General features: G+C 44.8%; 20 protein-coding genes and 1 pseudogene. 16 read left to right on the top strand and 5 right to left on the bottom strand.

Annotated elements, in window-relative coordinates:
* Window positions 1–193 precede the first annotated feature (193 nt).
* Entirely contained in the window at window positions 194–1,051 is an 858-nt protein-coding gene (locus M1K46_RS02640; protein ID WP_256224763.1) for a glycerophosphodiester phosphodiesterase, read from the top strand.
* Window positions 1,052–1,096: 45 nt separating this feature from the next.
* Here M1K46_RS02640 and M1K46_RS02635 read toward each other — a convergent pair whose 3' ends face one another.
* Complete coding sequence (locus tag M1K46_RS02635; protein ID WP_256224762.1) at window positions 1,097–2,299, bottom strand: MFS transporter; 1,203 nt, start codon at window positions 2,297–2,299, stop codon at window positions 1,097–1,099.
* Between the two features lie 230 nt (window positions 2,300–2,529).
* Window positions 2,530–3,555: a YeiH family protein gene (locus M1K46_RS02630; RefSeq protein WP_256224761.1), complete on the bottom strand. Its 1,026-nt coding sequence runs from the start codon at window positions 3,553–3,555 to the stop codon at window positions 2,530–2,532.
* A 144-nt stretch (window positions 3,556–3,699) separates the two neighbouring features.
* On the opposite strand from M1K46_RS02630, the pseudogene M1K46_RS02625 reads away from it, so the two are divergent.
* The 4 genes and pseudogenes from M1K46_RS02625 (at window position 3,700) to M1K46_RS02610 (ending at window position 8,420) form a co-directional block, all read left to right on the top strand.
* Window positions 3,700–4,574: pseudogene (locus tag M1K46_RS02625) on the top strand (LysR family transcriptional regulator).
* Window positions 4,575–4,652: 78 nt separating this feature from the next.
* Window positions 4,653–6,350, top strand: a complete 1,698-nt coding sequence (locus M1K46_RS02620) for a ribulokinase (protein WP_256224760.1) — start codon at window positions 4,653–4,655, stop codon at window positions 6,348–6,350.
* 250 nt (window positions 6,351–6,600) lie between these two features.
* Window positions 6,601–7,587 carry a nuclease-related domain-containing protein gene (locus tag M1K46_RS02615; protein WP_256224759.1) on the top strand — a complete coding sequence of 329 codons (987 nt, stop codon included), beginning with the start codon at window positions 6,601–6,603 and terminating at the stop codon, window positions 7,585–7,587.
* Window positions 7,588–7,649: 62 nt separating this feature from the next.
* Complete coding sequence (locus M1K46_RS02610; protein WP_256224758.1) at window positions 7,650–8,420, top strand: SDR family NAD(P)-dependent oxidoreductase; 771 nt, start codon at window positions 7,650–7,652, stop codon at window positions 8,418–8,420.
* Between the two features lie 41 nt (window positions 8,421–8,461).
* Here M1K46_RS02610 and M1K46_RS02605 read toward each other — a convergent pair whose 3' ends face one another.
* Window positions 8,462–9,235, bottom strand: a complete 774-nt coding sequence (locus tag M1K46_RS02605; RefSeq protein ID WP_175501837.1) for a DeoR/GlpR family DNA-binding transcription regulator — start codon at window positions 9,233–9,235, stop codon at window positions 8,462–8,464.
* A 326-nt stretch (window positions 9,236–9,561) separates the two neighbouring features.
* On the opposite strand from M1K46_RS02605, the gene M1K46_RS02600 reads away from it, so the two are divergent.
* The 6 genes from M1K46_RS02600 to glpX all read left to right on the top strand — a co-directional run bounded on the left by M1K46_RS02600 (window position 9,562) and on the right by glpX (window position 15,409).
* Entirely contained in the window at window positions 9,562–10,671 is a 1,110-nt protein-coding gene (locus tag M1K46_RS02600) for an MDR/zinc-dependent alcohol dehydrogenase-like family protein (RefSeq protein WP_062238007.1), read from the top strand.
* A 96-nt stretch (window positions 10,672–10,767) separates the two neighbouring features.
* On the top strand, window positions 10,768–12,015 hold the full coding sequence (locus M1K46_RS02595) for an MFS transporter (protein ID WP_256224985.1): 1,248 nt from the start codon (window positions 10,768–10,770) through the stop codon (window positions 12,013–12,015).
* A 204-nt stretch (window positions 12,016–12,219) separates the two neighbouring features.
* On the top strand, window positions 12,220–12,702 hold the full coding sequence (rpiB, locus tag M1K46_RS02590) for a ribose 5-phosphate isomerase B (protein ID WP_091002641.1): 483 nt from the start codon (window positions 12,220–12,222) through the stop codon (window positions 12,700–12,702).
* The gene (locus M1K46_RS02585) at window positions 12,683–13,687 is read left to right on the top strand and encodes a dihydroxyacetone kinase subunit DhaK (protein WP_256224756.1); all 1,005 of its coding nucleotides are present in this window, start codon (window positions 12,683–12,685) and stop codon (window positions 13,685–13,687) included. The genes rpiB and M1K46_RS02585 overlap by 20 nt, the downstream gene beginning before the upstream one ends.
* 12 nt (window positions 13,688–13,699) lie before the next feature.
* Window positions 13,700–14,350 carry a dihydroxyacetone kinase subunit DhaL gene (gene dhaL / locus M1K46_RS02580; protein WP_256224755.1) on the top strand — a complete coding sequence of 217 codons (651 nt, stop codon included), beginning with the start codon at window positions 13,700–13,702 and terminating at the stop codon, window positions 14,348–14,350.
* 93 nt (window positions 14,351–14,443) lie between these two features.
* Complete coding sequence (gene glpX / locus M1K46_RS02575) at window positions 14,444–15,409, top strand: class II fructose-bisphosphatase (RefSeq protein WP_375162167.1); 966 nt, start codon at window positions 14,444–14,446, stop codon at window positions 15,407–15,409.
* 186 nt (window positions 15,410–15,595) lie between these two features.
* Here the strand turns inward: glpX and M1K46_RS02570 are convergent, their stop codons facing one another.
* Window positions 15,596–16,861 (bottom strand): ATP-binding protein, encoded by a 1,266-nt coding sequence (locus M1K46_RS02570; RefSeq protein WP_256224754.1) that lies wholly within the window; start codon window positions 16,859–16,861, stop codon window positions 15,596–15,598.
* A gap of 241 nt (window positions 16,862–17,102) precedes the next feature.
* On the opposite strand from M1K46_RS02570, the gene M1K46_RS02565 reads away from it, so the two are divergent.
* From M1K46_RS02565 to M1K46_RS02545, 5 genes are all read left to right on the top strand, one after another.
* A complete protein-coding gene (locus tag M1K46_RS02565) occupies window positions 17,103–18,542 on the top strand; it encodes an amino acid permease (protein ID WP_256224753.1) in 1,440 nt (479 codons plus the stop codon).
* A gap of 117 nt (window positions 18,543–18,659) precedes the next feature.
* Window positions 18,660–19,451, top strand: a complete 792-nt coding sequence (locus M1K46_RS02560; protein ID WP_256224752.1) for a PD-(D/E)XK nuclease family protein — start codon at window positions 18,660–18,662, stop codon at window positions 19,449–19,451.
* Window positions 19,435–20,007, top strand: coding sequence for a hypothetical protein (locus M1K46_RS02555; RefSeq protein WP_256224751.1), 573 nt, complete (start codon window positions 19,435–19,437; stop codon window positions 20,005–20,007). Before M1K46_RS02560 ends, M1K46_RS02555 begins: the two co-directional genes overlap by 17 nt.
* A 246-nt stretch (window positions 20,008–20,253) precedes the next feature.
* Entirely contained in the window at window positions 20,254–20,436 is a 183-nt protein-coding gene (locus M1K46_RS02550; RefSeq protein WP_256224750.1) for a hypothetical protein, read from the top strand.
* Between the two features lie 225 nt (window positions 20,437–20,661).
* Window positions 20,662–22,977 carry a HelD family protein gene (locus tag M1K46_RS02545; protein WP_256224748.1) on the top strand — a complete coding sequence of 772 codons (2,316 nt, stop codon included), beginning with the start codon at window positions 20,662–20,664 and terminating at the stop codon, window positions 22,975–22,977.
* Window positions 22,978–23,010: 33 nt separating this feature from the next.
* On the opposite strand, the gene M1K46_RS02540 is transcribed toward M1K46_RS02545, so the two are convergent.
* On the bottom strand, window positions 23,011–24,777 hold the full coding sequence (locus tag M1K46_RS02540) for an ABC transporter substrate-binding protein (RefSeq protein WP_256224747.1): 1,767 nt from the start codon (window positions 24,775–24,777) through the stop codon (window positions 23,011–23,013).
* Between the last annotated feature and the right edge of the window lie 49 nt (window positions 24,778–24,826).

The raw sequence follows: 24,826 nt of genomic DNA, 5'->3' as shown, positions 1-24,826 counted from the left end.
TTGGTGTAATGGAGAAAAATTTTTCATTCCTTGAGGAGCTTCAATTTTTTTGGCTTTTAACTGTAATAAATTTACACCATGAGTAAAAATGCCCTTTTTTACAATTCACTTTCTCTGATACGATGCTAGCAGATTTCAATTTTTATCCAGTGATAGTTTGAAAGACTGTGAAAAAGAGAGGGGAAAGGGCAAGATGAAGGGAATTATGAGAACGATGGCATTGTCTGCTGCATTGATTGGAATGGGGTCGGGAGTGGTTACACAAGCGGAGGCGGCTGATCACAAAACGAAAGTCATAGACGTGGCCCATAGAGGTGGTTCAGGCTATGCACCTGAGCATACCATCACCTCGTATAGTATGGGCGAGAAGCTTCATGGAGATTACATTGAAATAGATTTGCAAATGACGAAGGACGGCAAGCTCATTGCCATGCATGATGAAACCGTAGACCGGACGACAGACGGAACGGGGCGGGTAAAAGATTTTACGTTGGAACAAATTAAGCAATTGGATGCGGGGTCTTGGTTCAATGAAAAGTATCCGCAATATGCCAATGTAGATTTTGCAGGACTAAAGGTTCCAACTTTAGAAGAGATTTTCAAGAGATTTGGCAAAGGAAGAAATTATTATATCGAAACAAAAGCTCCTGATATTTATCCAGGAATGGAGGAAGAGCTTCTTCGTCTCGTGAATAAATATCACATTAATAAAGATACGCTGCTGGTTCAATCGTTCAGCATGGAGAGTCTTCTGCGTGTGAAGGAACTGGATCCGTCGATTAAGCTGGTACAATTGCTGTCCTACAAAAAAGCAGCAGTCGCTACTGACGCAGATATCGCGGCATGGAAAGAATACGCTATTGGAATCGGGCCGAACTTTACCTATCTTGATCAAAATTATGTTCAAAAAGTAGTGAACAGCGGGCTTCAGCTTCATCCGTATACAGTGAACGAAACCGCTGATATGCAGCGCCTGATCGACTGGGGCGTAACGGGTATGTTCACGAACTTTCCGGACCGTCTTCACCGTCTTCTGAAACAGCTACCTTAATAAAAAAGAGCCGCTCATATGGGGGATGAGCGGCTTTTGTTATGTTTAGGCAGCCTTCCAGTTTTTTGCCTGTTTCGCTTTGGTTTTGACGAAGAGCATAACGATGGCGCCCATTAACGGACCGGCAGCAAGTGCCAGGAATCCATAGAAGTAGCTGGAAGTCGCATCCACCACCATGCCGACGACAAGCGGAGAGATGAGCGAGCCGAGCTGCCAGATGGCATTGACGAGCCCCATCGCCGTCCCAACGAGTCTTTCCTCCACCAGTTCACCGATAATGGCAGTCATCACCGGACTGTAGATAAACGCAGTAACGCCAAGTACAGCAGTCAGCGTAAAGAGAATTCCTGTGTGTGTATTCACGCCGAACCAGACCAAAACCGGCGCGAACAAGAATAAAGCCCAAAACGCGATCGTCTTTTTGTTCACGTAGTCCGACACGAATCCGATCAGCGGTTTGCACAAAAGACCAGCCATGCCATAAACCGCCATCATCCGGCCTGCTGAAACCAGCGAAAGATGAAGCGAATGGTTCAAGTATGCATTCGCCCAGGTTGCCGTTCCCCATGTGGCCCAAAGGCCTCCAAACCCCGCTATTCCTGCGAGGATGAGGTTTTTATTTTTCAGTACTGTGAGGATCTCACTCATGGATGAGACAGATTTCTTTGTTCCATGATCCCTCTTGCTCTCTTTTAGGAAAAAGAAGCTGAGCACGATGCCGGCAATCGGCAGGAGACCCGCAACAATAAAGGCAGAACGCCAGCCATGAGCGGCAGCGACTGTCGGAACAAACAAGTTAACGACAGTGACGCCAAGCGACGTTGTCGTCATAAAAAAACCGATCGCCACACCTCTTCTTTTAGGTGAGATGTGATCGAATAAAGCAGCCAGTGATGCGGAAAAGATGGCGCCTGAGCCGAGCCCTGCCAGCAGGCGGAAGACAAATCCCTGCTCAAAGGATTGTACCGTCGACATGGTGAGAGTAAAGATGCCCATCATAAAATAGGAACTGAGCAGTACTTTTCGATAGCCGAACCGGTCGGTCAGCACGCCGCCCGGGAACTGGGTGATCACATACCCTATGTAAAAAGCGGTCATGTAGCTTCCTGCATGCGCGGCCGTCAGTCCCATCTCTTTTGCAGCGAGCGGAATGACAGGCGGCCACGACAGCCTGTCCACAAACGAAAACATATACGTCATCCAGACAAGCACAACGACGGTCACTTGCCGGATCCAGGGTTTTTTCATAGAGATTACTCCTTGTATCGGTTTGTGATCAACGGCGATCTTCTTCGTCAGTACACTCCTCCTCTTCCTCATGTACGTCTAGGTACACTCCGGAGAGTCGTCGTTTGCTTCCTTGAATATCTTGTCGCTGACAAACCTTTTCAGTTTGAATTATTACACATTGTTAAATATAACAGACAAGGCCTTTTCATGCATAAAAAACCTTCTTGAAATGGAGATTCCAAGAAGGTTTATAAGGTGAAGAAGGTAAGCACGGATAAAAGAATTGAGGTCAATGCCATGGCAATCAACGGACGCAGCGCACGGTTTCTTAGTGCACTGAAGCTGACGTTCAAACCAAGACCGACCATCGCCATCGTGAGGATAAACGTGCTGAGGTTTGAGATGTCGTCCAGCACTTGTGATGGGATGGGAATGATGTCTCCCAGCACATAGCTGCCGATCAGGCTCGTGATGATGAATCCGATGAGAAACCACGGAAACTCTACTTTTGCGTTGTCGTCAGGCTTTTCCGGTGAGCGTTTTTTCATCCAATACATAAAGATGAAGCAGAGCGGGACAAGCAGGAAAACGCGTCCCAGTTTGGCAAGCAAAGCTACCGCGAGAGCATCCTGTCCGGCTGGTGCTCCCGCCAATGCCACATGGGCAATCTCATGCAGAGAGAGGCCTGCCCACGTCCCATAATCGCTGTCCGACAAGGGAAGCAAGGGCCAGAGTACGGTATAAAGGATGGAGAAAAGCGTCCCCATCAAGGCGATGATCCCGACGCTGATCGCCGTGTCTTCTTCCTTTGATTTTACGATTGGGGAAATGGCTGCGATAGCCGCTGCTCCGCATACTCCTGTACCGATGCCGAGCAGCAGGGAAATGGAAGCGTCCGCTTTCAGCCATTTGGACAATGCATACATCACAAGGATGGAGAAAGCAACGGTTCCGATACCCCGGACTAACAGAGGCAGTCCTTGATGAAAAATAACGTCGATGTTCAGTTTTAATCCATATAAAATAATCGCAAAACGCAGCAGCTTTTTCGCTGAAAACTCAATGCCTGATCGGAGTTTTTCAGGATAGCCGGAAACTTGCCGGTAAACAACGGCAATCAGGATGGCACTGGCAAGCGGTCCGATTTGATCGAATCCGGGCAGTTTGGATAAGCCTAATCCCAGCAATGCGATAAAAAAGGTAAAAGCGATGCCGGCAAGCCATTGAAGGCGCGGGCTTTTTACGATGTGAGTTGAAGTTTCAGTGTATTCCATAAGTCTTTCCTCCTGTGTACTTCCATGTTACTCTTGGTGGTAGTATAAGTAAAATCACTCTTTTGGATAGTGATGATAACTAATTTGTTATAAATGTGCCAAACTAGGATTTAAACAGATGTTTAAAAACCGGAGGGAAAGACAGTGGATCAGGAACTGCATGTATTTGTGACGGTCGTGGAAAAAGCCAACTTTTCGCATGCGGCGGAAGTTTTGCATATCACCCAGCCGGCGGTGAGCCGTTATATCAAAAACATAGAGAGTAAAATTAATGCGAAACTGCTTGAACGGAATAACAAGATGGTGCAGATGACGAAGGCTGGAGAAATTGTCTACCATCATGCCAAGGAAATCCTGTCGCTCTATGAAAAGATGAATGTGCTTGTCGCTGACTTGATGAGCGAGCCGAGCGGGAAGCTGAGCATCGGGGCCAGTTACACGTTTGGTGAGTATATTCTGCCTCACATCATTGCTACGATCCGTGCGGAGTTCCCGCAGATCAACCCGTCCATCATGATCGGCAACACCCGCGAAATTGTTCACCAAGTGGCATCCCGGCATATTGATGTGGGAATCATTGAAGGAAAGATGACAGATGAGCACGTGGCGATGGAGCGTTTTTCTGTGATAGTCTCGTGGTCGTTGTTTCAGCTGGACATCCGCTGGCTCAGAAGGAAGTGGTTTCGTTTTCTGATCTTGAGGATGAAACGTGGATCGTACGGGAGCAGGGATCCGGAACGCGTGAAGCAACAGAGCAGATGTTTGCTGACCATCGATTTACTCCAGGTTCAGTGATGGAGTTCGGGAGCACGCAGATCATTAAAGAGTCGGTCGAGGCGGGTCTCGGTGTTTCGTTTCTTTCCACATGGACGATACGGAAGGAGCTTGCTTTAGGAACGCTTAAGGTCCTTGATCTGCCGGGCTTTCCGGTCCAGCGGCAGTTCACGCTCGTGACACAGGATACGGAATTTCAGACGAAGGCAATGGAAGTGTTTTTGAGGGTTTTGAAGCAGGGGTGAGATTAAATTTTTGTGCGTTTCCCGAAAAAGTGTAGTACTATTCTACAAAAGAGCGATAGACCAAAGGAGGCTGCTGTTTTGCAGAAAAAATATGTGATCGGAATTGATTATGGAACGGAATCCGGGCGGGTTTTGCTTGTGGATGCTGCTTCCGGTGAAGAGATTGCCACAAGTGTTACCGCTTACAGACATGGTGTGATGGATGAAAAACTTCCTGGAGGTACAGCCCTTGAAGCGGACTGGGCCTTGCAGCATCCCGGGGATTATTTTGATGTTCTGCGTAAATCGGTGCCTGCTGTCCTTCAACAGGCTAAGGTAAGCGCAGAAGATGTTATCGGCCTCGGGATCGATTTTACTTCGTCTACGATTATGCCGCTAACTGCAGAGGGTGAACCGCTCTGCCTGCAGCCAAACTGGGAAGATAATCCGCACAGCTGGGTCAAGCTATGGAAGCATCATGCCGCACAGCCTGAAGCGGACGAACTCACGAGACTTGCAGAAGAGAGGAACGAAGGTTTTCTGAAACGATATGGAGGAATGGCTTCGTCAGAATGGATGTTTCCAAAAATATTGCAGATCTTGAGGGAGGCGCCTGACGTTTTTGAAGAAACGGACCTGTTTATGGAAGCGGGTGACTGGGTTACCTCACGGCTTGCCGGAAACATGGTCCGCAGCAGCAACACATGCGGCTATAAAGCCTTTTGGAATAAAGAAGAGGGTTATCCTTCCGCTGAATTTTTCAGCACGCTCGACACGCGCCTTGAAAACATTTTAGATACGAAAATGCGAGGGCCTGTTTTATCCATTGGTGAAAAAGCGGGAGAACTTACAGAAGAAATGGCTAGGCTAATAGGATTAGAACCCGGGATTGCCGTGGCGGTAGGGATTATTGACGCTCATGCAGGAGTTCCGGCAGTTGGCGCTGTAAACCCTGGCCAGCTTGTAATGGCGATGGGAACCTCAACTTGCCATATGCTGATTTCTGATGTGGAAAAACCGATTAAAGGTGTGTGCGGGATTGTAGAAGACGGTATTATTCCAGGCTGCATCAGTTACGAAACCGGGCAGGTTGCTGTCGGTGATTCCTTTGCCTGGTATGTTGACCAAGCTGTTCCCGATTATGTGAAAAAAGAAGCGGCCGATTCCGGAATGAACGTCCATCAATTACTGGAGAAGAAGGCAGCAGCCTGCAGGCCGGGTCAGTCTGGGCTTGTAGCGCTCGACTGGTGGAATGGCAATCGCTCTGTTCTCGTTGATGCTCATTTGTCCGGGGCGATTGTTGGTTTGACACTGGCAACAAAACCGGAAGAAATCTACCGGGCTTTGTTGGAATCAACGGCTTTTGGCACAAAAAAGATCATTGAAAGTTTCGTTGATGCCGGTGTGGCTGTTGATGAAATCTTTGCCGTGGGCGGACTGCCTGAACGGAATCACCTGTTGATGCAGATCTATGCGGATGTGACGAACCGCGAGATTAAAATCGCCGACTCACGCCAGACGACCGCACTTGGCGCTGCGATGTATGCGGCAGTAGCGGCAGGGCGTGAGGCAGGAGGCTATGATTCTATTTTTGAAGCAGCTGACAAGATGGCACGAGTGAAGGAAGAAACATTCAAGCCAATTCCTGAAAACGTGAGGAAGTATGAAGAGCTGTACCGCTATTATTTGGAGCTGCATGATTTTTTCGGGCAGGAGAAGCGTTCGTTGATGCATGGACTGAAGCGGCTGAAGTGTGGAGACGCAGAAGAAGTGCTGCAAAATGGCGTCCCGCTTTGATGAGCGGGGCTTTTTTTTGTGAGTGGATGTGGATGGGGTGTTTGGCATGTAACGTGCTGTGTTTGGCTTGTAAGCTGCGAAAAGTCGCACGTAAACAAGGAAAAGTGGACAGTAAGTTCCCTTAAGTGGACAGTAAACCAACAAAACCCGCACGTAACCAAAATAACGCACCCCAATTATTTCACTCACCGTAGCAGGAATCGCTCTCAATCAACGGGAATAACTACCAAAAAGAAAGGAGAGTAATAATTTGATCATAAAAGAACGGGCATACCCGCAATATATAACCGCTTTGGAGGCATTATTGCGGCGAATTCCCCAAAATCATCCTAAACGGCGGGAAATTGAGCTGGATTATGCCAAAAGGCTGGCTGGTTATCGGGGCGAACAGGCGTTGGACTATCCGCTGGGCTTTTTGCAGGAAAAGGAGTTCAGCATTTTCCATGATCTTAGGCTTCCTGACCGAAAACGGCACTTTCAACTCGATACTCTCATACTTTCACAAAGTTTTGCTCTAATTTTGGAAGTGAAGAACATTGCAGGTACCCTCATTTTTGATGAAGACTTCAGACAATTGATCAGAATTTCCAATGAAAAAGAGGAGGCGTTCGCGGATCCAATCCTTCAAGCTGAACTGCAAAAAGTACAGCTGCTCTCTTGGTTCTCACAACAAAAGCTGACTGCATTCCCCGTTGAATCCCTGGTTGTCATTAGCCATCCCAAAACAGTAATTAAAAACTCTCTTATGAAGCTATCCCCAGAATCCTCAAAAAAAGTAACCCAGAACAAAGACATTCCCTTCAGAATTGCAGCCTTCCAACGCCAATATACAAAAGAAATTCCCCAAAAAGAGATGAATAGAATTTCCCGTCAGCTACTCAAAGCCCACAGCCCTTTTACCCCTGACATTCTCTCGCTCTATGAAATTTCACCCAATGAAATTCTTAAAGGTGTGCACTGTCCAAACTGCAATCACTTACCGATGACAAGATTTTACGGAAAGTGGTTTTGCACAAGCTGCTCCCATTCTTCTAAAACGGCTTACCTTCCAGCACTCAATGATTATGTAGCGCTGTTCGGAAGTACTATAACAAACCGCGAGTTGCGCAACTTTCTTAACATAGCCTCGCCTTCTATTGCAGCGAAAATCCTCCATTCTATGAATCTCCCATCTTCAGGAGGTTATCGAAACCGTTCCTACCATCTAACTTCAGAAAACGAAATAAAACAAAAATAAAATTGACAAAACAAAAGTAAATGATAGAATTCTACATAACTTTTAGTTTAGGGAGGATATGTATGGACTATCAGCAGCTTTTTAGTTTAAAAGGGAAGACAGCTCTTGTTACAGGCGGAGGAAGAGGATTGGGGAAAGCGATGGCTGAAGCGCTCGCGCAGGCAGGCGCGAACGTAGTGATCGCCGATATGGACGAGGGCACGGCAAAGCAGAGTGCTGAAGAACTCAAAGCTCATCAGGTAAAAACGCTAGGTCTTAAACTGGATGTGACCCTAGAGGATGAAGTGAAAAGCTGTATCAACGAAATTGTAAGCGATTTCGGTGCCATCGATATTCTTGTTAACAACGCGGGAATCTGCCAGAAGATCACGGTGGAAGAACAGAGTTTAGAAGATTGGAAGAAAACAATGGACGTGAACGTGAATGGTGTCTTTCTGCTTTCCAAATATGCGGGAAAGGTTATGAAAGAAAATGGAGGAGGCTCGGTTATTAATGTTGCTTCCATGTCGAGTTTTATCGCCAACACAGAAGCGCAGTGCACGTACAATGCTTCAAAAGCGGCAGTAGCCATGATGACAAAGTGTCTTGCCTCCGAGTGGGCACCCTATAACATCCGGGTGAACGCCATCGCGCCAGGCTATATGAAAACGGAGATGACGAAGCCAATCTTTGCGCCGGGAGGGGAACTCGCGCATGTGCTTGATCTTGTACCGATGAAGAGGCTGGGAGAACCGCATGAACTTGGCGGGTTAGCGATCTATTTGGCATCGGACGCTTCCACCTTTGCAACAGGATCGACCTTTATTGTCGATGGAGGTTATACCATTTGGTAATAAAATAAGCAGCCGACATAATTGTGTCAGGCTGCTTTTCTTTATTCCGTTTCCACCGTTATCAATTCAACACCATGCTGCTCGAGAGCGGATTTATCGCTTTCTGCTTCACTGCTGTCCGTAATGATGATGTCAAGGTCATCGAGAGCGGCGAAGGATGCGATGGAGTTTTTGTGAAATTTGGAGTGATCGAGCAAGGCTACTACTTTCTTGCTTGCCTTTACCATCGCTTTTTTCAGCTCGACTTCATAGACGCTGAAATCGGTAAGTCCGGATTTAATGGAGAACCCGTTGGCAGAGGTAAACAGCAGATCAATATTAATCTGGCTTAGAATGTTGACCCCGAGTGTACCTTCTAGGGAGTGTGATCCTCGTTTTACGATGCCGCCCAATAAAATGACGGTAATGTCCGGATGTTCATTCAGCTCGAGAGCGGTGTTGATTCCGCTGGTAACAACAGTGAGCCTGATTTGCTTTTCCTTCAAGACACGGGCAAGTTCGAGGGCGGTGGAGCTGGCATCGAGCATGATGCACTGTCCGTTCTCGATCAATGCGGCGGCCTCTTTGGCAATCACTGACTTTTCGGTTTTGTTTTTCTTTTCACGGATGGAAAAGCTCGTTTCATTGTCATTTGACTCTGCCAAGACAGCTCCGCCATGGGTTCGTTTCAGCAGTCCCTCTTCTTCCATGCGTGTTAGGTCTGTCCGGAGGGTGGCTTCAGATACTTGAATCTCTTGAGCAAGTTCTTTGATGGAGACTCTCTGGCTTTCATTCAATCTATCAAGTATGGCTTTGCGTCGTTCTGGCACAAACATTTTTCCCAATAAAATCACCTACAAATCGATTAGTTATGTTTATCGTTTTGGTTGTTTTACTTTTATTATTCTATTACACCATCTTTCATAAACATTGTAAATCAATAATAAAACAAAATAAAATGAAAATAAAATATAAAAAAACCAAAAATTAATTGACTATTCAAACATAATGGTACTATAATGAACCCAATACCTCGCAATTACGAAAATAAACGATAAAAAAAGAAAGAATATAAAAATAAAAAGGAGGAAAGTCAGTTATTTTTTAAGAAAATGAAAGCGTTCTCTATAACTATCATACAAAGGGAGAGATATTGATGAGCATGAAGACGGTTGCTGAACAAGAGACGAAGAATGTGAGTATTCCGAAGACCATGAAGGCGGTTGTAGCATATGCGCCAGGAGATTACCGGTTTGAAACGGTTCCTGTTCCTGAGATTGGAGAAGGTGAGATTCTTGTAAAAGTGGAAGCGTGCGGAATTTGTGCCGGAGATTTAAAAGCGTTTGACGGTGCACCAAGCTTCTGGGGAGATGAAAAGCAGCCTGCTTATATTAAAGCTCCAATGATTCCTGGCCATGAATTTATCGGTCATGTAGTAGGTCTGGGTGAAGGGGTAACCGGGTTTGAGCTGGGCGAACGTGTGATTTCAGAACAGATCGTTCCTTGCTGGGATTGCCGATTTTGTAATCGCGGACAATACTGGATGTGTGAAAAGCATGATCTCTACGGATTTCAGAATAATGTAAACGGTGCCATGGCAGAATACATGAAGTTTACGAAGGAAGCCATCAATTATAAAGTGCCTGAGAACCTTCCGATTGAAAAAGCTATCTTGATCGAGCCATATGCATGTTCTTTCCATGCTGTACAGCGTGCGCAGATTCAGCTTGGAGATGTGGTTGTTCTTGCAGGTGCGGGAACACTCGGTCTTGGGATGATTGGTGCCATCAAGAAATCTGGACCTGGAAAACTAATCGTGCTTGACCTTTTTGAAGAGCGTTTAGAGCTTGCCAAAAAATTCGGAGCTGACATGGTGCTCAACCCGGCAAAGGATGACGTGAATGCCATTGTCAAAGAATTAACGGACGGTTATGGCTGTGACATTTATATTGAAGCAACAGGCGCACAGAAGTCGGTGGAGCAAGGACTGACCATGATCCGCAAGCTTGGACGTTTCGTGGAATTCAGCGTATTTAAGGAGCCGGTAACGGTAGACTGGAGCATCATCAGCGATCGCAAAGAACTGGATGTGCTTGGTTCCCACCTCGGTCCATACTGCTACGAGCATGTGATTAAAGGAATCTCCAACGGCGACCTTCCGACAGACGGTGTCGTGACGCATACACTGCCGCTGGAAGAATTCGAAAAGGGCTTCCAGCTTGTGAAAAACGGGGCAGAGTCCTTGAAAGTTGTGCTTGATCCGAATCTATAAAAACAATGGCTGCTGGTTGGAAGCTGGCAGCCTTCTTATTAAAAACCATCAGGCAAAGGAGGAATACAAGTGGATCGTCTTTTGGACAGAATCGGAATGGATCGGAAAATGGCTCTCGGTTATTTCGGGGTTTTGATTTTTATGATGGGTGATGGCCTTGAGTTAGGCTGGCTTTCTTCTTATTTAACAGACCATGGCCTAACGATGCAGGAATCCGCTCTTATTTTTAGTGTTTATGGCTTTGCTGTTGCGATAGCAGCGTGGCTGTCAGGTGTCCTGGCCGAAGTGCTCGGACCGAGGAAAGCGATGATGCTGGGGATGACGCTGTTTATAGCTGGTTCGGTAGTTTTCCTGACGTTCGGAATTACGAGCATGAATCTTGCTATTATGCTCCCAACCTATGCTTTACGGGGACTGGGATATCCGCTTTTCGCCTATTCTTTCCTCGTATGGGTGACTTATTATGCCCCGGCTGACAAGCTTGGAACAGCAGTAGGCTGGTTCTGGTTTGCTTTCAGCGGCGGATTAAACGTACTTGGCGCGTACTATTCAAGCTTTGCACTGCCGGTGCTGGGTGAAATGAAAACGTTATGGAGCGCACTTGTTTTCGTACTATTGGGAGCGACTGTTGCAATTTTTCTGAACAAAGACAAAGAACACAAAAAGAAATTTGAAAATAAAGGCGACGCTTTGAGATATCTATTAAAAGGCGTGACCATCGCATTTGAAAATCCGAAAATCGGCATGGGTGGAATCGTACGGACGATTAACACATCCGCTGCCTACGGTTTTGTAGTCTTCATGCCGGCGTTCATGATGGATCTTGGGTTTACTCGATCGGAGTGGCTGCAAATCTACGGCTCTCTCTGGACGAGCAACATCATCTTTAACCTTATTTTCGGCATTGTTGGTGACAAGCTGGGGTGGCGGAACACGGTCATGTGGTTCGGCGGCGTAGGCTGCGCTATTTTTACAGCAGCCTTCTATTATGTACCGCTCGCGGCCGGTCCTAATTACTTTGTGGCAACAGCAGTAGCTGCCTGCTATGGCGCATGTCTTGCAGGATTCGTACCCTTATCAGCACTAATTCCTTCGCTAGCTCCAGAAAACAGGGGTGCAGCGATGTCTATTCTTAACCTTGGAGCAGGACTGAGTACATTCGTCGGCCCGGCAATCGTAGGGGCTTTCATTGGAATGGTAGATACGGTAGGCATTATTTGGATCTACACAGGCTTGTATCTTGTGAGTGCTGTTCTAATGAAATTTGTAACTCTTTCCAAAAAGGAAGCGGAAGAAGCAGAACGGATCTCAATAGAGGAATTTAAAACAGCACAAAAGGCATAAGAGAGTTTGGAATTTAAAAAGATGAAAAGAACGTCTGTTGCGAGGCGTTCTTCTTTTTACCCCAAAACACAAAACGAAAATAAATGAAAATAAATAACAATAAACAATTGACATAAAACGAAATAAATGAAAAAATAAACGAAAGAAAACAATAATTAGAAAATTTCGTTATAAGACTAAAATAGAGAGAAAGGGAGTTGTATAATGAGGATAGGATTGGGTTCTGACCATAATGCCTTTGATATGAAAGAAAGTCTTAAAAGCTATATACAAGAGCTGGGCCACGAGGTAGTAGATTACGGCTGCCATTCGTGTTCTGAGGTCGATTATCCGGAAGTGGCGTTTGAGGTAGGAGAAGGAATCATTCAAAACAAACTGGACAGAGGAATCCTGTGCTGCGGAACAGGAATCGGAGTGGCGATCGCAGCAGGAAAAGTGCCAGGCATCCGCGCAGCCCTCTGCCATGATACGTATTCTGCAGAACGTGCCCAGAAAAGCAACAATGCTCAGGTGCTGACGATGGGATCGAAGGTTATCGGGATTGAGCTCGCCAAACAGGTGGTTAAAACCTATCTCGAATCTCATTTCTCAGGAGGAAATTCCGGAAGAAAAGTACAGCAGATCACAGATAAAGAACTAGAATTTCTGAAAGGGGATGCTGTTCATCATGAAAAAACTTATAAATAATCCGAATCATGTTGTAGAAGAAATGATTGAAGGTTACGCAAAAGCCCACCCACAGCATGTCAGAGTGCTGTCAGAAAACAGCCGCTCGATCGTAACGGCCCGGGAAACAGCAGATGGCAAAGTCGGCGTATTAATCGGCGGAGGATCTGGGCATGAACCTGCTTTTATGGGTTATGTCGGACCAGGAATGGCAGACGGGGTAGCGGTAGGAAACATTTTTGCTTCACCACCACCGGATCCGATTCTGGAAGCGACGAAGGCTATTGATAAAGGGGCAGGAGTCATTTATGTATACGGCAACTATGCCGGAGATCTGATGAACTTTGGGATGGCGGCTGAACTGGCAGAATTGGAGGCTGACATTCAGGTCGGCAAAGTCATCGTCACCGATGACGTCGCATCCGCTCCGAAAGAGGAAAAGGAAAAACGAAGAGGGATTGCTGGAGAATTTTTCGTAACAAAGGTGGCCGGTGCGGCTTCTGAAAAAGGCTACAGCTTAGAGGATGTCGTCAGAGTCGCCAATAAAGCAAACGATCAAACCCGTACGATGGGTGTCGGACTTTCTCCTTGTTCTCTTCCTCAGACTGGAAAGCCTAGTTTTGAGCTTGAAGAAAATGAGATGGAAATCGGCCTCGGACACCATGGTGAGCCAGGAGTAGAAAAAGGCGATCTGCAGCCGGCTGATCAGGTAGCAGACCGATTGGTTCACGATATTCTAGCCGATATGCCATTAGGTGAAGGGGAAAAAGTAGCTGTTCTTGTAAACGGCTTAGGTTCAACCACCAAGATGGAACTCTATATCGTTTTCCGCAGAGTGGAACAGATTTTAAATGAAAAAGGGATTCAGATCCACCGTTCTTTTGTAGGCGATTACAGTACGTCACTAGAGATGGGCGGCTGTTCGGTCACACTGATCAAGCTTGATGATGAACTTACAGAATTTGTGGATGCACCGGCAGATTGCCCGATGTATGTTCAACGATAAGGAGGAGACCACATGTCATTTACAGCGAAAGAATTGAAAGCCTTTTTACAGAGTGTTGTGGATATAGTCGAGGAAAATAAAGATTACTTATCCGAGCTTGACCGCAAATTGGGCGACGGAGACCATGGTGTCACGATGTCGATCGGCTGGCAGGCTGTTCAGGAAAAGCTCCAGGGTGAACTGCATGACGAAGAAGATTGCGGAAAGATCAGCATCACAGCAGGCCGTACGTTTTTAAGCGCGGTCGGTTCAACGGTCGGCCCTCTTTATGCGACAGGATTTTTGAGAGGCGGTAAGGAAGTTCAAGGCAAGACCGAACTTTCAGGGGAGGACCTATACAGCTTCTGGACTGCTTTTATTGAAGGAATTAAAGAAAGAGGACAGGCGGAAGTCGGCGATAAAACGATGGTTGATACTCTTCAGCCGGCTCAGGATACGCTGAAGCTGGAGTACGAAAAATCCGTGGACTTTACTGGCGCATTCACGAAAGCGGTTGCTTCGGCAAAAGAAGGCATGGAATCGACGAAAAATCTTCTTTCTAAAAAAGGGCGGTCCAGCCGGCTGGGAGAGCGGTCACTCGGCAACCAGGATCCGGGCGCCACTTCTTCCTACCTTATCTTATCCGCCTTTGAAAGCGTCATCACATCTGTACAAACCGTGTAATAGCTATATGCCGGAGGGCCGCTGAACTGAAAACAACCAGGAAGGCGGCCCTCTCTTTTTCTATGTCCAAAATCAGAAGGGGAGGGATCGTACATGAATATGAGCTTGGATAAAAAAGAAGACATTCAGACGCTGGCGCTGGATTTTCTAGCAGTTGCCCAGCAGGCAGCTATTGCTTCTTACCCGTGGGTCGGCAAGGGGAAGAAAAACGAAGCTGACGGGGCAGGTACTGAAGCGATGCGCACCCGGATGAACACGATCGGGATGGATGGAACAATCGTTATCGGTGAGGGAGAACTGGATGAGGCCCCTATGCTGTATATCGGAGAAAAGGTTGGTACAGGAGTTGGCCCTGCTGTGGACATTGCGGTCGATCCGGTGGAAGGCACGACCCTTATGTCTAAGGGACAGGACAATTCCTTAACCGTTATTGCTGTTGCTGAACGCGGCCATTTGCTGCACGCGCCTGATATGTATATGAGGAAAATTGCGGTGGGACCAAAAGCGAAGGGGCAAATTTACATTGAGGCCCCTTTGACGGAGAATATTTTGGCTGTTGCTGATGCATTGGGTAAAGATGTGAGTGAGGTTACGGTCATGATCCAAGACCGAACCCGCCATCATGATCTTATTCAGCAAGTGTTTGAAGCCGGAGCAAAAGTGAAGCTGTTTTCCGATGGAGATGTGACAGGAGCCATAGCTACAGGAATCGATGAGATTGACGTTGATCTGCTCGTGGGAACAGGCGGAGCGCCAGAGGGAGTAATAGCGGCTGCGGCTTTGCGAAGCCTGGGCGGTGATTTTCAGGCACAGCTGGTCTGCCAAAATGATGAAGAGTTTAATCGCTGTGTGACGATGGGATTGAGCGATCCGGGTAAAATCCTAAGAATGGATGATCTTGTGAAAAGTGACAGCTGTTTCTTTGTCGCGGCGGGCATCACGGACGGCATCCTCCTGGACGGTGTCCGCAAGAAGGAAGGCGGGGCTATGCTTACCCACTCGTTCATCACCATCGGAGGGAAAGGAAACTATTTTCAATTTATCGAGACTCGCCACTGAAATGGCGGGTTTTTTAATATAAGCTCTGTTGGTCCATGTTGTTGATTTTTGGTAGGGGGTGATTGAAGCGCCATCAGAAAAGCAGAAGAGTATATGCAAGCTTTTTCCCATCTGCTTTTCTGGCGCTTATCACCCCTTCTTATTGGGAAAAAACTCCCTCATAGCGGGGAGTTTTTGCTTTCAAAATTATGGGTTGAGGGGCTGTGAGGATTCGGGCTTAATGGGAAAGGTAAGTAAGAATACGGTTCCTTTCCCTACCTTGCTCTGGACCTTGATGGTTCCCCGCAGCGCGCGAACAATGCTGTAGACGACCATCATTCCGAGGCCTGTGCCTTTTGATCCTTTTGTAGAATAATAAGGTTCACCAAGGCGGTCGATCTGCTGTTTTGTCATGCCTACTCCTGAATCTTCAATTTTGACGATGGCATTTATGGGAGAAGCCGTTGATTCTATGGTCAGTACTCCACCGTTTGGCATCGACTCAATGGCATTTTTTACGATATTTAAAAAGCACTGGCGAATCTTTTGGCGGTCTCCATGAATGGAAGATACGGGTTCAAGTTTTTCTGTGATTTCTACTGAATATTGGTTAGCGAGCGGCTGAAGAATTTTAAGGACGTGATGAAGTTCCTCGTGAAGGAAGATATCACTTAAGGTTACTAGCGATGGTTTTGAGAACGTCAGATAATCCTGTATCACTCGTTCAGCAGATTCCAGCTCACTTTTAATAAGGGTCAAATATTCCGTTTGTTTTTCCTGAGGGGCATCATTTTCCTGCAGCAATTGAACAAAGCCTATGGCAGTGGTCAGCGGATTGCGGATTTCATGAGAAATGGCAGCCCCCATCTGTTCTACGGCTTCCAGTCTTTTGGTTCTTACGATATGTTCCTGCAGCACCAGGTTTTTATCAATGAGCTCCATAAAATAAACAATCATTCCGGCACCTAATGGAGGAATAACCATATAGGCAAACCAAACATCAAGCAGCTCCTTGGAAGAGAACATCATCTGGGTAAATATCATGGTTAAAAAGCTGATCAGCAGCGTAAAGAGACTGGCCAAACCGACGCGGCGGTTAGAAGAAAGCTTAAGGAACCACGGTGAGAGGCGCCATAGGGATATTCCGAGCACTGCATAGAGCACAATATTTAGGAAAAACCCGCTGTCGAATCCGTAAAAGGCTCTTAAAAGAACAGCGATCAAACAAAAGAGTGGAGCATACCCTGTATAAAATCCAGCGATGATGACTGGTATATTGCGCAGATCCAGATACATACTGCTGCTGAGTTTATATGAAAACAGATAACAAATCACCAAGGACACAATGAAATAAGCATAGAACATCATTCGGTACCGCTGCTGTGCATGAAATCTTCCAGTCCCCAGCAGGCAAAAAAAGAGCAAAACAATGAGCAGTGAGAGGTTAAACCAGAAATGCACAGTGATCTCCATCTGCATTTCACATCCTGTTAATTTTAGGTATATCTTACCTTTTAAAGATTTTTTAGTAAATAAGAATGAGGACTTTTTGCAATCAGTAAATCGAGGTAAAATATACCAATCGGGTAAAATAGTTTGCCGGATTGACATTTTCTTTATCTATCTGATATATTAGCATGGTAAAGTAATAAAACATTTAAACGTGGTGGTGACTCACCATGCGTTTTTTTATATTTAAAGGGGAATTGCTTAGATGAATACACCTACGAATACAACAAAAAAATGGGGGTTCTGGCTTTTAGCCGCCTTCGTTATCGGAAATATGGTTGGCTCAGGCATATTCATGCTTCCAAGTTCATTGGCTCAAACAGCCAGCCCGCTTGGAGTAACCGTTGCCTGGCTTGTCACGGGCTTTGGTGTCATGATGATTGCGCTGATCTTCAGTAAGCTGTCCATCCGCCGTCCGGACTTAACTGCTGGACCGCAAAGCTATGCACGCGCGATGTTTAAATCAGAGAAAAATGGAAACTTGGCCAGCTTCAGCATGGTATGGGGCTATTGGATAGCCAACTGGATCAGCAACGTGGCGATGGTCACAAGCTTTGCTGGTTACCTGTCTACGTTCTTACCCATTATGAAAGCACAGCATGTTGTTTTTTCTATAGGATCACAGGATATTCAACTCGGTAAAATCATTACGTTTGGAGTTTGTACGGTTTTGCTGTGGGGAATTCACTTTATTTTGGTGAGCAGCATGAACAGAGCTGGAAAATTGAATTTTGTTGCAACAGCATCAAAAGTGGCCGGTTTTGCACTCTTTATTGTGGCAGCACTTTTTGCATTCCAGTCATCCAATTTCGGTGAGTTCTATACACCTGTCGTTGATGAAGGCGGGACGTCACATGGACTGTTCAGCCAGGTGCAAATGGCAGCCATTTCTACGCTATGGGCGTTCATCGGTATTGAATCAGCTGTAATCTTATCAGGACGTGCGAAATCACAGCGGGATGTGAGCCGCGCTACGATCTTCGGACTGATTGTTGCTCTTGTGATTTACATGGCCATTACGCTTCTGACGATGGGAATCTTGCCTCCGGAAGTCTTAAAAGCCTCTGATAAACCTTTCGTTGATGCTCTTTCTGCCATAATCGGCAGTGCAGGTGCAAATGTAATGGCTATTCTCGCACTCGTTTCCTTATTTGGGGCAACGATAGGCTGGATTCTTTTAAGCGCAGAGGTTCCTTATCAAGCGGCAAAATCGGGAACTTTTCCTGCGTATTTTGCAAAAGTGAACAAAAAAGGAAGTCCAACCAGATCTCTTACTGTTACAAATGTGATGTCACAGATCTTAATTTTCTCTACGATTTCAGGAACCATCAGTCAGGCGTATACATTCCTGACGACAGCAGCAACGCTTGCTTATCTGATTCCTTACCTTGTTTCAGCAGCCTTTTTCCTGAAGCTCACCTTAAAAGGGAAAGCCAATGAAGGATCAAAAGGCTCGCGAGTCAAGGATGTCATCATTGCGGTATTAGCACTTATTTACTCCGTATGGGTGATCAAAACGGGGACAGCTGATCTTAAGACGTTTGGCCTCGGAATCGGCTTGTTCCTTGCCGGCTTTATCATCTATCCGTTGATAAATAAGCAGCGTCGAAAAAGCGATGTATCCTCGGTTTCTGTGGAGAATTAAAATATATATAAGAAAAATTAGACCAATCTGCTTAGCAGGTTGGTCTTTTTGATTTGGAAAATAATTCTATAAAAGACGGAAAAAGTTTGCTACATTAAAGGGAAAGGAGGGTTCGTTTTGTTAGCTGATATACATAACAAATTATCGACGACCGGAAGCAATTTATCTGACCGTTTGGAAGATTTATTGACAGGTAATTTCTTTGGCACCATCCGCTATTTGCCGTTTGAAGCCGCTCTGGGTCATATCCTGAAAAAGGCAATATTTGAACAGGACGATGAACATGTGCAGTGGAGCAACCTTATTGAAAAAGAGAGAGGTTTTGACGCGGTGTTTGAGTTCTGGCCAAAACATCACGAGGGAGAAATTGATCTTCGGCTCCAGCTAGGCGGGACCTTTGCAGGGATCGAAGTAAAATACTTGAGCGGGTTGTCGTCTGAGGATGATGGAGATGCCGTGGATTTGCAGATTGATTACAAAGAAAGCAGAAACCAGCTTGCCCGTTATGCGAGAATGCTGGCTGAAATCAGCGAAGGAAAAACGGCTTACCTTATTTTTCTGGCACCGTTCGTCACGATGAAGAGTGTGCAAGAGGCCATTCGGAGTCGCTCTATTATTGAACCGGGTGTTCACCTTGGTTTTTTATCGTGGGAAGATGTGCTGGAGACGCTTAATGAGCTGCCGTTTGGCGATCTTGATTTGGGGAGGAAGCAAATCGTTCAAGACCTGCAGGAGCTTTTACGGAAAAAAGGATTTGAACGCTTTACGGGCTTCTCCCAAAGATTATTGGCGCAAGAAGTGTCAGATGAACATTATCAGTTTTCGCCGGAATCACTCAATAACACGGTGAGCTGGAGTTGGAACACCCAAACAATAAAGGAGGAAGAGCACTATGTCTTCAACGCTTAAAACAAAAGGGGAAAATATTACGAATGCCGTTCAGGTTTTGCAGGAAACTTATAAAAATTTGGACCTATTGTTTGCTGAACTGGATAGGGTGGGGAAGGAAGAAGGGTTTGTCAGTTTGACGCCGAGGTTTTTGCGCTGGAAGTCGGATGCTTATCCAGAGGGCTGGCTTACTACCAATTTTATTAAGCTTTATCAAAAAGAAACAGACTCTCCTTTGCCGCAATTGGATGAAGTGCGAGAAGGGACCTTATATGGCATTGAAGTTGAGCTTCAGCCTGAAATTGGATATCCTATCATATCACTTAATGAGTACAGTTATGATTTTACTTACTGGAACCGTCTTCCTTCCATTTCGGATCACTGGCTATATCATAATCCTTTTTATTTGGAAAACGAGTTCAATATAAAAGAAGAAAACGGAAAATGGACGAGTACACCATTAGACAAATACAAAAAAAGATACTGGGGCCTGCTGAGTGCAACCGGCCAGGAATTCCCGCTTGCCGAAATTTCTTCACCTGAAGACATCCGCATCAAATTGTTCGTAAAGATATAGTCAAAAGGATAATTAAGATGGACAAACAAGAGGTTATTCAAAAAATTAAACAGGCGTTTAACCACACAGAAAAGCCGATAGAGATCCCCTTGTTAAAAGGAAACAGAACATTTAACGCAAAGTGCAACGAAGAAGGAATATACGTTTCCAATTTGCATAAATCTCCCTATTTTGCCGTGGGAGGTTTTTACGGAGACTGTTTCTCTGCTGGAAGAAAAGAACGGGCGTGCAATAAAAGGAGATGCAATGACCTGTAAACTCGGTGAGTCTGGCCTTCACGTTGATTCTGTAGAAGGACGAATTGCATACAAAGTCTATAAAAAGCAGTTAGGGAAATCTGTTTTTCGCCGTATTACCCCGGTTGCCTGCATATTAGAGTGGGCAGGTCTATGTGAGAACGGCAGAGGCGAATTACGTATTAAGAAATAAATACAGATATTGTAAAAGATAACATGGAAATCCGATAATAATGAGAACGAAAAAAATAGTAGTAAACTTATATAAGCTCCATTCATTATAAGTGAATGGGGCTTATTTGAATTTTTTCAATTTTTTGATAGAAATAATAAAAATTTATTGATATAATTTACCTAGGTAAATATTACCACTGTGAAATATGAATTAAATACTAAATTGTACTTGGGGGAAAAGGCTGTGGACAAAAAAGAGTTTGCTATTGAACAAGCTAATTTGGATGAAACAATAGAAAAGATTAAGAACCAGACATACTATGTTACAGACTTAATTAAGCGTAAGTCAAACTTAATGAAACAAGGCGAATCGTTATTGGGTGATGATATTTCCTACCTTAAAGGAATTAAGGACAAAGAAATATTGGAGGAAGCGATAGAGGAGCCTTTTTTTGGGCGAGTTGATTACGTAGAAGAAGGTGAAAGAGAAACCATATATATTGGAAAAAAAGGAATTAATAATAAAAATGAAGAACAAATTGTGGTTGACTGGCGGCGTCCAGTTACTAGTATTTTCTATAACTTCACGTCAGGAAAACCCAGACAAAGTTTTAAAATCAAGTTTAAAGACGGAAGGGAACAAAAAAACTTTGTGGAAGTCGTGCGAAAAAGAGATATTAAAATAGAAAATGGGAAAATCACAAGAATTACGCAGCAACTGGCAAATACAGATAGCAAGAACAATGCAACTTTTACTAATAAAGGAGAAACACTCGAGGTTACCGATGATTTCTTGCGAGAAATTTTAGAAAACAGTGAGACAACTGGATATTTAAAAGAAATTATTGCAACGATCCAAAAAGAACAAAATGAAGCGATTCGGCAACCCATTGAAAAGAATGTAGTTATTCAAGGCGTAGCTGGCTCAGGTAAGTCTTCTATAGCGTTGCATAGGCTGTCTTATCTATTGTTTAATAATGATCATATACAGCCTGACAATGTTTTAATATTAGGACCTACAAAATTATTTATTCAATCTTTTAAAGATTTGCTGCCTGAACTTGATCTTTCAGGGATACAGCAAGCTACAGTTCAGGACCAGTTTTTAAAGTATTTAAATCCATATGTGAGGAATATAAATTCGCCTCAAAAATATTATTTTGAAAATATCCTATTTAAAAACCAAATAACCTCTGACTTGGAAAAAAAGCAAATAGAATATAAGGGCTCGGAGGATTATGCACTTTTCCTTGATTTATATATAGACCAGTTAATCTCTCAATTTCCACAAAAATTTAAAAATATATCCATACTTCAAGAATATTTAGAAATACAGGATCAGCAAAAAATATATGATGGCTATGCCTACCTACCTTTTATGAAAAGAGTAGAGAAGTTTATACAGCATATTGAAAATCATTTTAAGAGTAAATTAGATGAAAAGAAAAACGAAGAAAAAGCGAAACTTGATTCTATCCGAGGCTTTTTAAGGAATGATGGGTTATCCTTGGAGGAAAGAAACCATCTTTTGAAACAGCTTGAGAAAGTATTAAAAAACAAGACTAATAGAATGGAGGTTGAATTTAAAGAAAAAATTACAGCCTGGAAAAAAAGGACAGAAGTAGCAGATTTACTCACCTTATATAAACAAAGTTTAAATGGAAATGTTCTAAATTCTTTTAAGGAAGAACTGGGTAATGCCGATGTCGTCCCTGAGATCTTTTCAAATTATAAATTAACAGATATTACTTATTTCGATCTTGCTCCCCTGCTCTACCTGTATATTATTTTAGAGGAGGTGCCTGAAAAGTTTTCTCATATAATTATCGATGAAGCACAAGATTTAAGTTATATGCATTTTGCGGTTATTAAAAAATTAACCAAAACTATGACTATACTAGGGGATATAGATCAAGGCATCTATATGGATTACGGACAGAATGACTGGTATAAGCTAGTTTCTTCGTTTTTTAATAATGACGATGATATGCTTTTAAAACTTAAAACAAGCTACCGTTCAACAAAAGAGATAGTGGAAGCAGCAAACATTGTACTATCTAATCAGTTTGGAGAGAAGCATGAGCCCATTACTCCACTAAATAGAAAAGGTGCAGAGCTAGTCTATCATAAGGTTGATTCTGGCGGGCAATTACTAGAGGACATTGTTCAAACAGTTGAAGACTGGAAACAAAAATATAAAAGAGTAGCCATTATTCATAAAGATGAGCAGCGAGCGATTAAGCTGGCAAAATACTTAAAGAATGAGTTTAAGAGTGATGTAGTTTATTTAAACCCCCACGAAGAGGCAGCACAACAGCCCATTTCGATCCTAACTTCCTATCATAGCAAAGGTATGGAATTCGATGCAGTAATATTGGTTAACATCAATAAAGAAAGTTTTCCACAAGATTCACTTCATGCAAAACTTTTGTATGTGATGCTGACGAGGGCTCAACAAGAAGTAAAGGTTTACTATCAGGACCAGCCTTCACCTTTACTTGATGGCCTAATACAAAAAGAGCTAGCTCCCACTATTTCTAGGTTTGACGATATATTATAAATACAAAAACCACGGATAATCCGTGGTTTTTTGCTATTTAGTGCTTTTGACCTCTGGCTTCACCCACAGCTTCCGAAAATCGGCCCACCCAAAGTCATTCAGCCGAACACCCTTCAGCAGTACAGGATAGTTCCACTCTTTGGCGATATGGTACATGTGGAGGAGGATCTTTTCGTCCTCCAAATATTTTTCGATTTCCTCCAGGATCAGATCCCGTTTCTCATAGCTTTCTTCCCCCGTGAACCGGGCTAAGTATTCATCCAATATCTTAATTTGTTCTTCAGACAGCAGGGTGCGCATGCTTCTTTCACTTTTTATAAAGGAAAGGAAGCCGTATTGGGTATCCCTCTCAAGCACTTCGCCTTTGGAGAGGATCTCTGCGTCAAGGGGCTGCTGATCCAGCAGAGAATAAGGCGACAGCTCCACAGAAATACCTGCTTCCGAGAATCTTTTCTGCAGCCATTCCGCTTCCCTCAATCCCTCGCTCGTATAATCCAAATACTTAAAGGTAAGGACCTCTCCCTGATAGGAGCTTTTGCTTAACAATGCAATGGCGCGATCCAATGATGTTGATGGATACGATGAGAGCTGGCTGCGCTCGGGCCAAAGGCTGCTGGCCGGGCTGTTCCGCCGTCCGCCAAGCTCGGCGATCATTCGGTTCCGGTCGATGAGCTCATCGACCGCTAGACGGAAGTAGAGATCATGGTGAGGGCCTTCCTTTTGAAAATTAAAGACTAAATAGTGAGAGCCGTTGTTGTTCACCTTCATGTGGCGGTTTTCTGTCGCCTCACTGCCAGGCAGCTCATAGTGGACAATCCGGTCAGCGTTCAGTTCCACGAACCACAGCTCCACTCGGTCGAGCAGTGCCCGTCCGTTGAAGTGCTCATCAAATGCTTCCAGAATAAACACCTTATCGCTATACTGTATCACTTTGAACGGCCCGGTCCCGATGAGTTCTTTGCCCGTAATGATCGGAACATCATGCGGCACAATCGGCGCGTGGTAGGAGCTGAGGTAATGCAAAAAGAACACATTCGGCCGTTTTAGAATAATCCTCACTGCGTAATCATTGAATGTTTGGATGGATTGGATCTCGGAAAACAGGTGGCGGTAAGGTGATTGCACCGAAGGATCCTGCAGCCGGTCCAGCGTATATTTTACATCCTGGGCAGTAAGGATCCTGCCGTGATGAAACCGCACGCTTTTCCGTAAATAAAAGGTCCATTCCGTTTTATCAGGATTGACGTCCCAATGGTGGGCAAGGTGCGGCTCGAACTTCCCGGTCACTGAGTTGTAGTTCACGAGCGTATCAAAGATCTGCCGTACAAAATGTGCTTCTGCTGCTGTATAGGAATGAGCGGGATCAAGGGCGGCAAGCGGGCGTCTCATCGGAATCTTCAGCAGGTCGACTGAGCTTGAGATAGTCTGTTTAACCTGAAGGCCGAAGTTGTCCTGAATTCGGGCTTGAAGCTTTTTCGCCAAGTGTTCAGGCAGAAGCGGCTGGTTCAGAAATTCTGCGGCTTCTGTAATTTGGTTCTTCGCCAGCAGTTTTGCAAAGTGAGCCTCAACCGCTTCTTCCAGGCTGTAATGAAAAAGGACCTTTGAACGGTTGCCGCGGCCTTTTCCAGGAATCCACGTGAGCCATTTTTCCTCGCCCATCCGTTTTAAGAGAAGGTTGACGTTTCGTTTTGTACAGTAGAATAAGGTTTCCAGCTGGCTGACGGTCACTTCTGCCGGGGTTTCATCGATCTTTTCGGGATGCTGCAGATGCAGGGTGATGTAGTAATCAAGGATTTCCATGCGGGTTTCCTCCATAAAAGGTGAAATTCTTTTCTGAATTTTACACTTT

The sequence above is a fragment of the Fictibacillus sp. WQ 8-8 genome (assembly GCF_024494405.1).
In the GTDB taxonomy this organism is placed as follows: domain Bacteria; phylum Bacillota; class Bacilli; order Bacillales; family Fictibacillaceae; genus Fictibacillus_C; species Fictibacillus_C marinisediminis.
The sequence above is the reverse complement of the archived record's forward strand: the minus strand, read 5'-3'. Positions and strand labels throughout refer to the sequence as shown.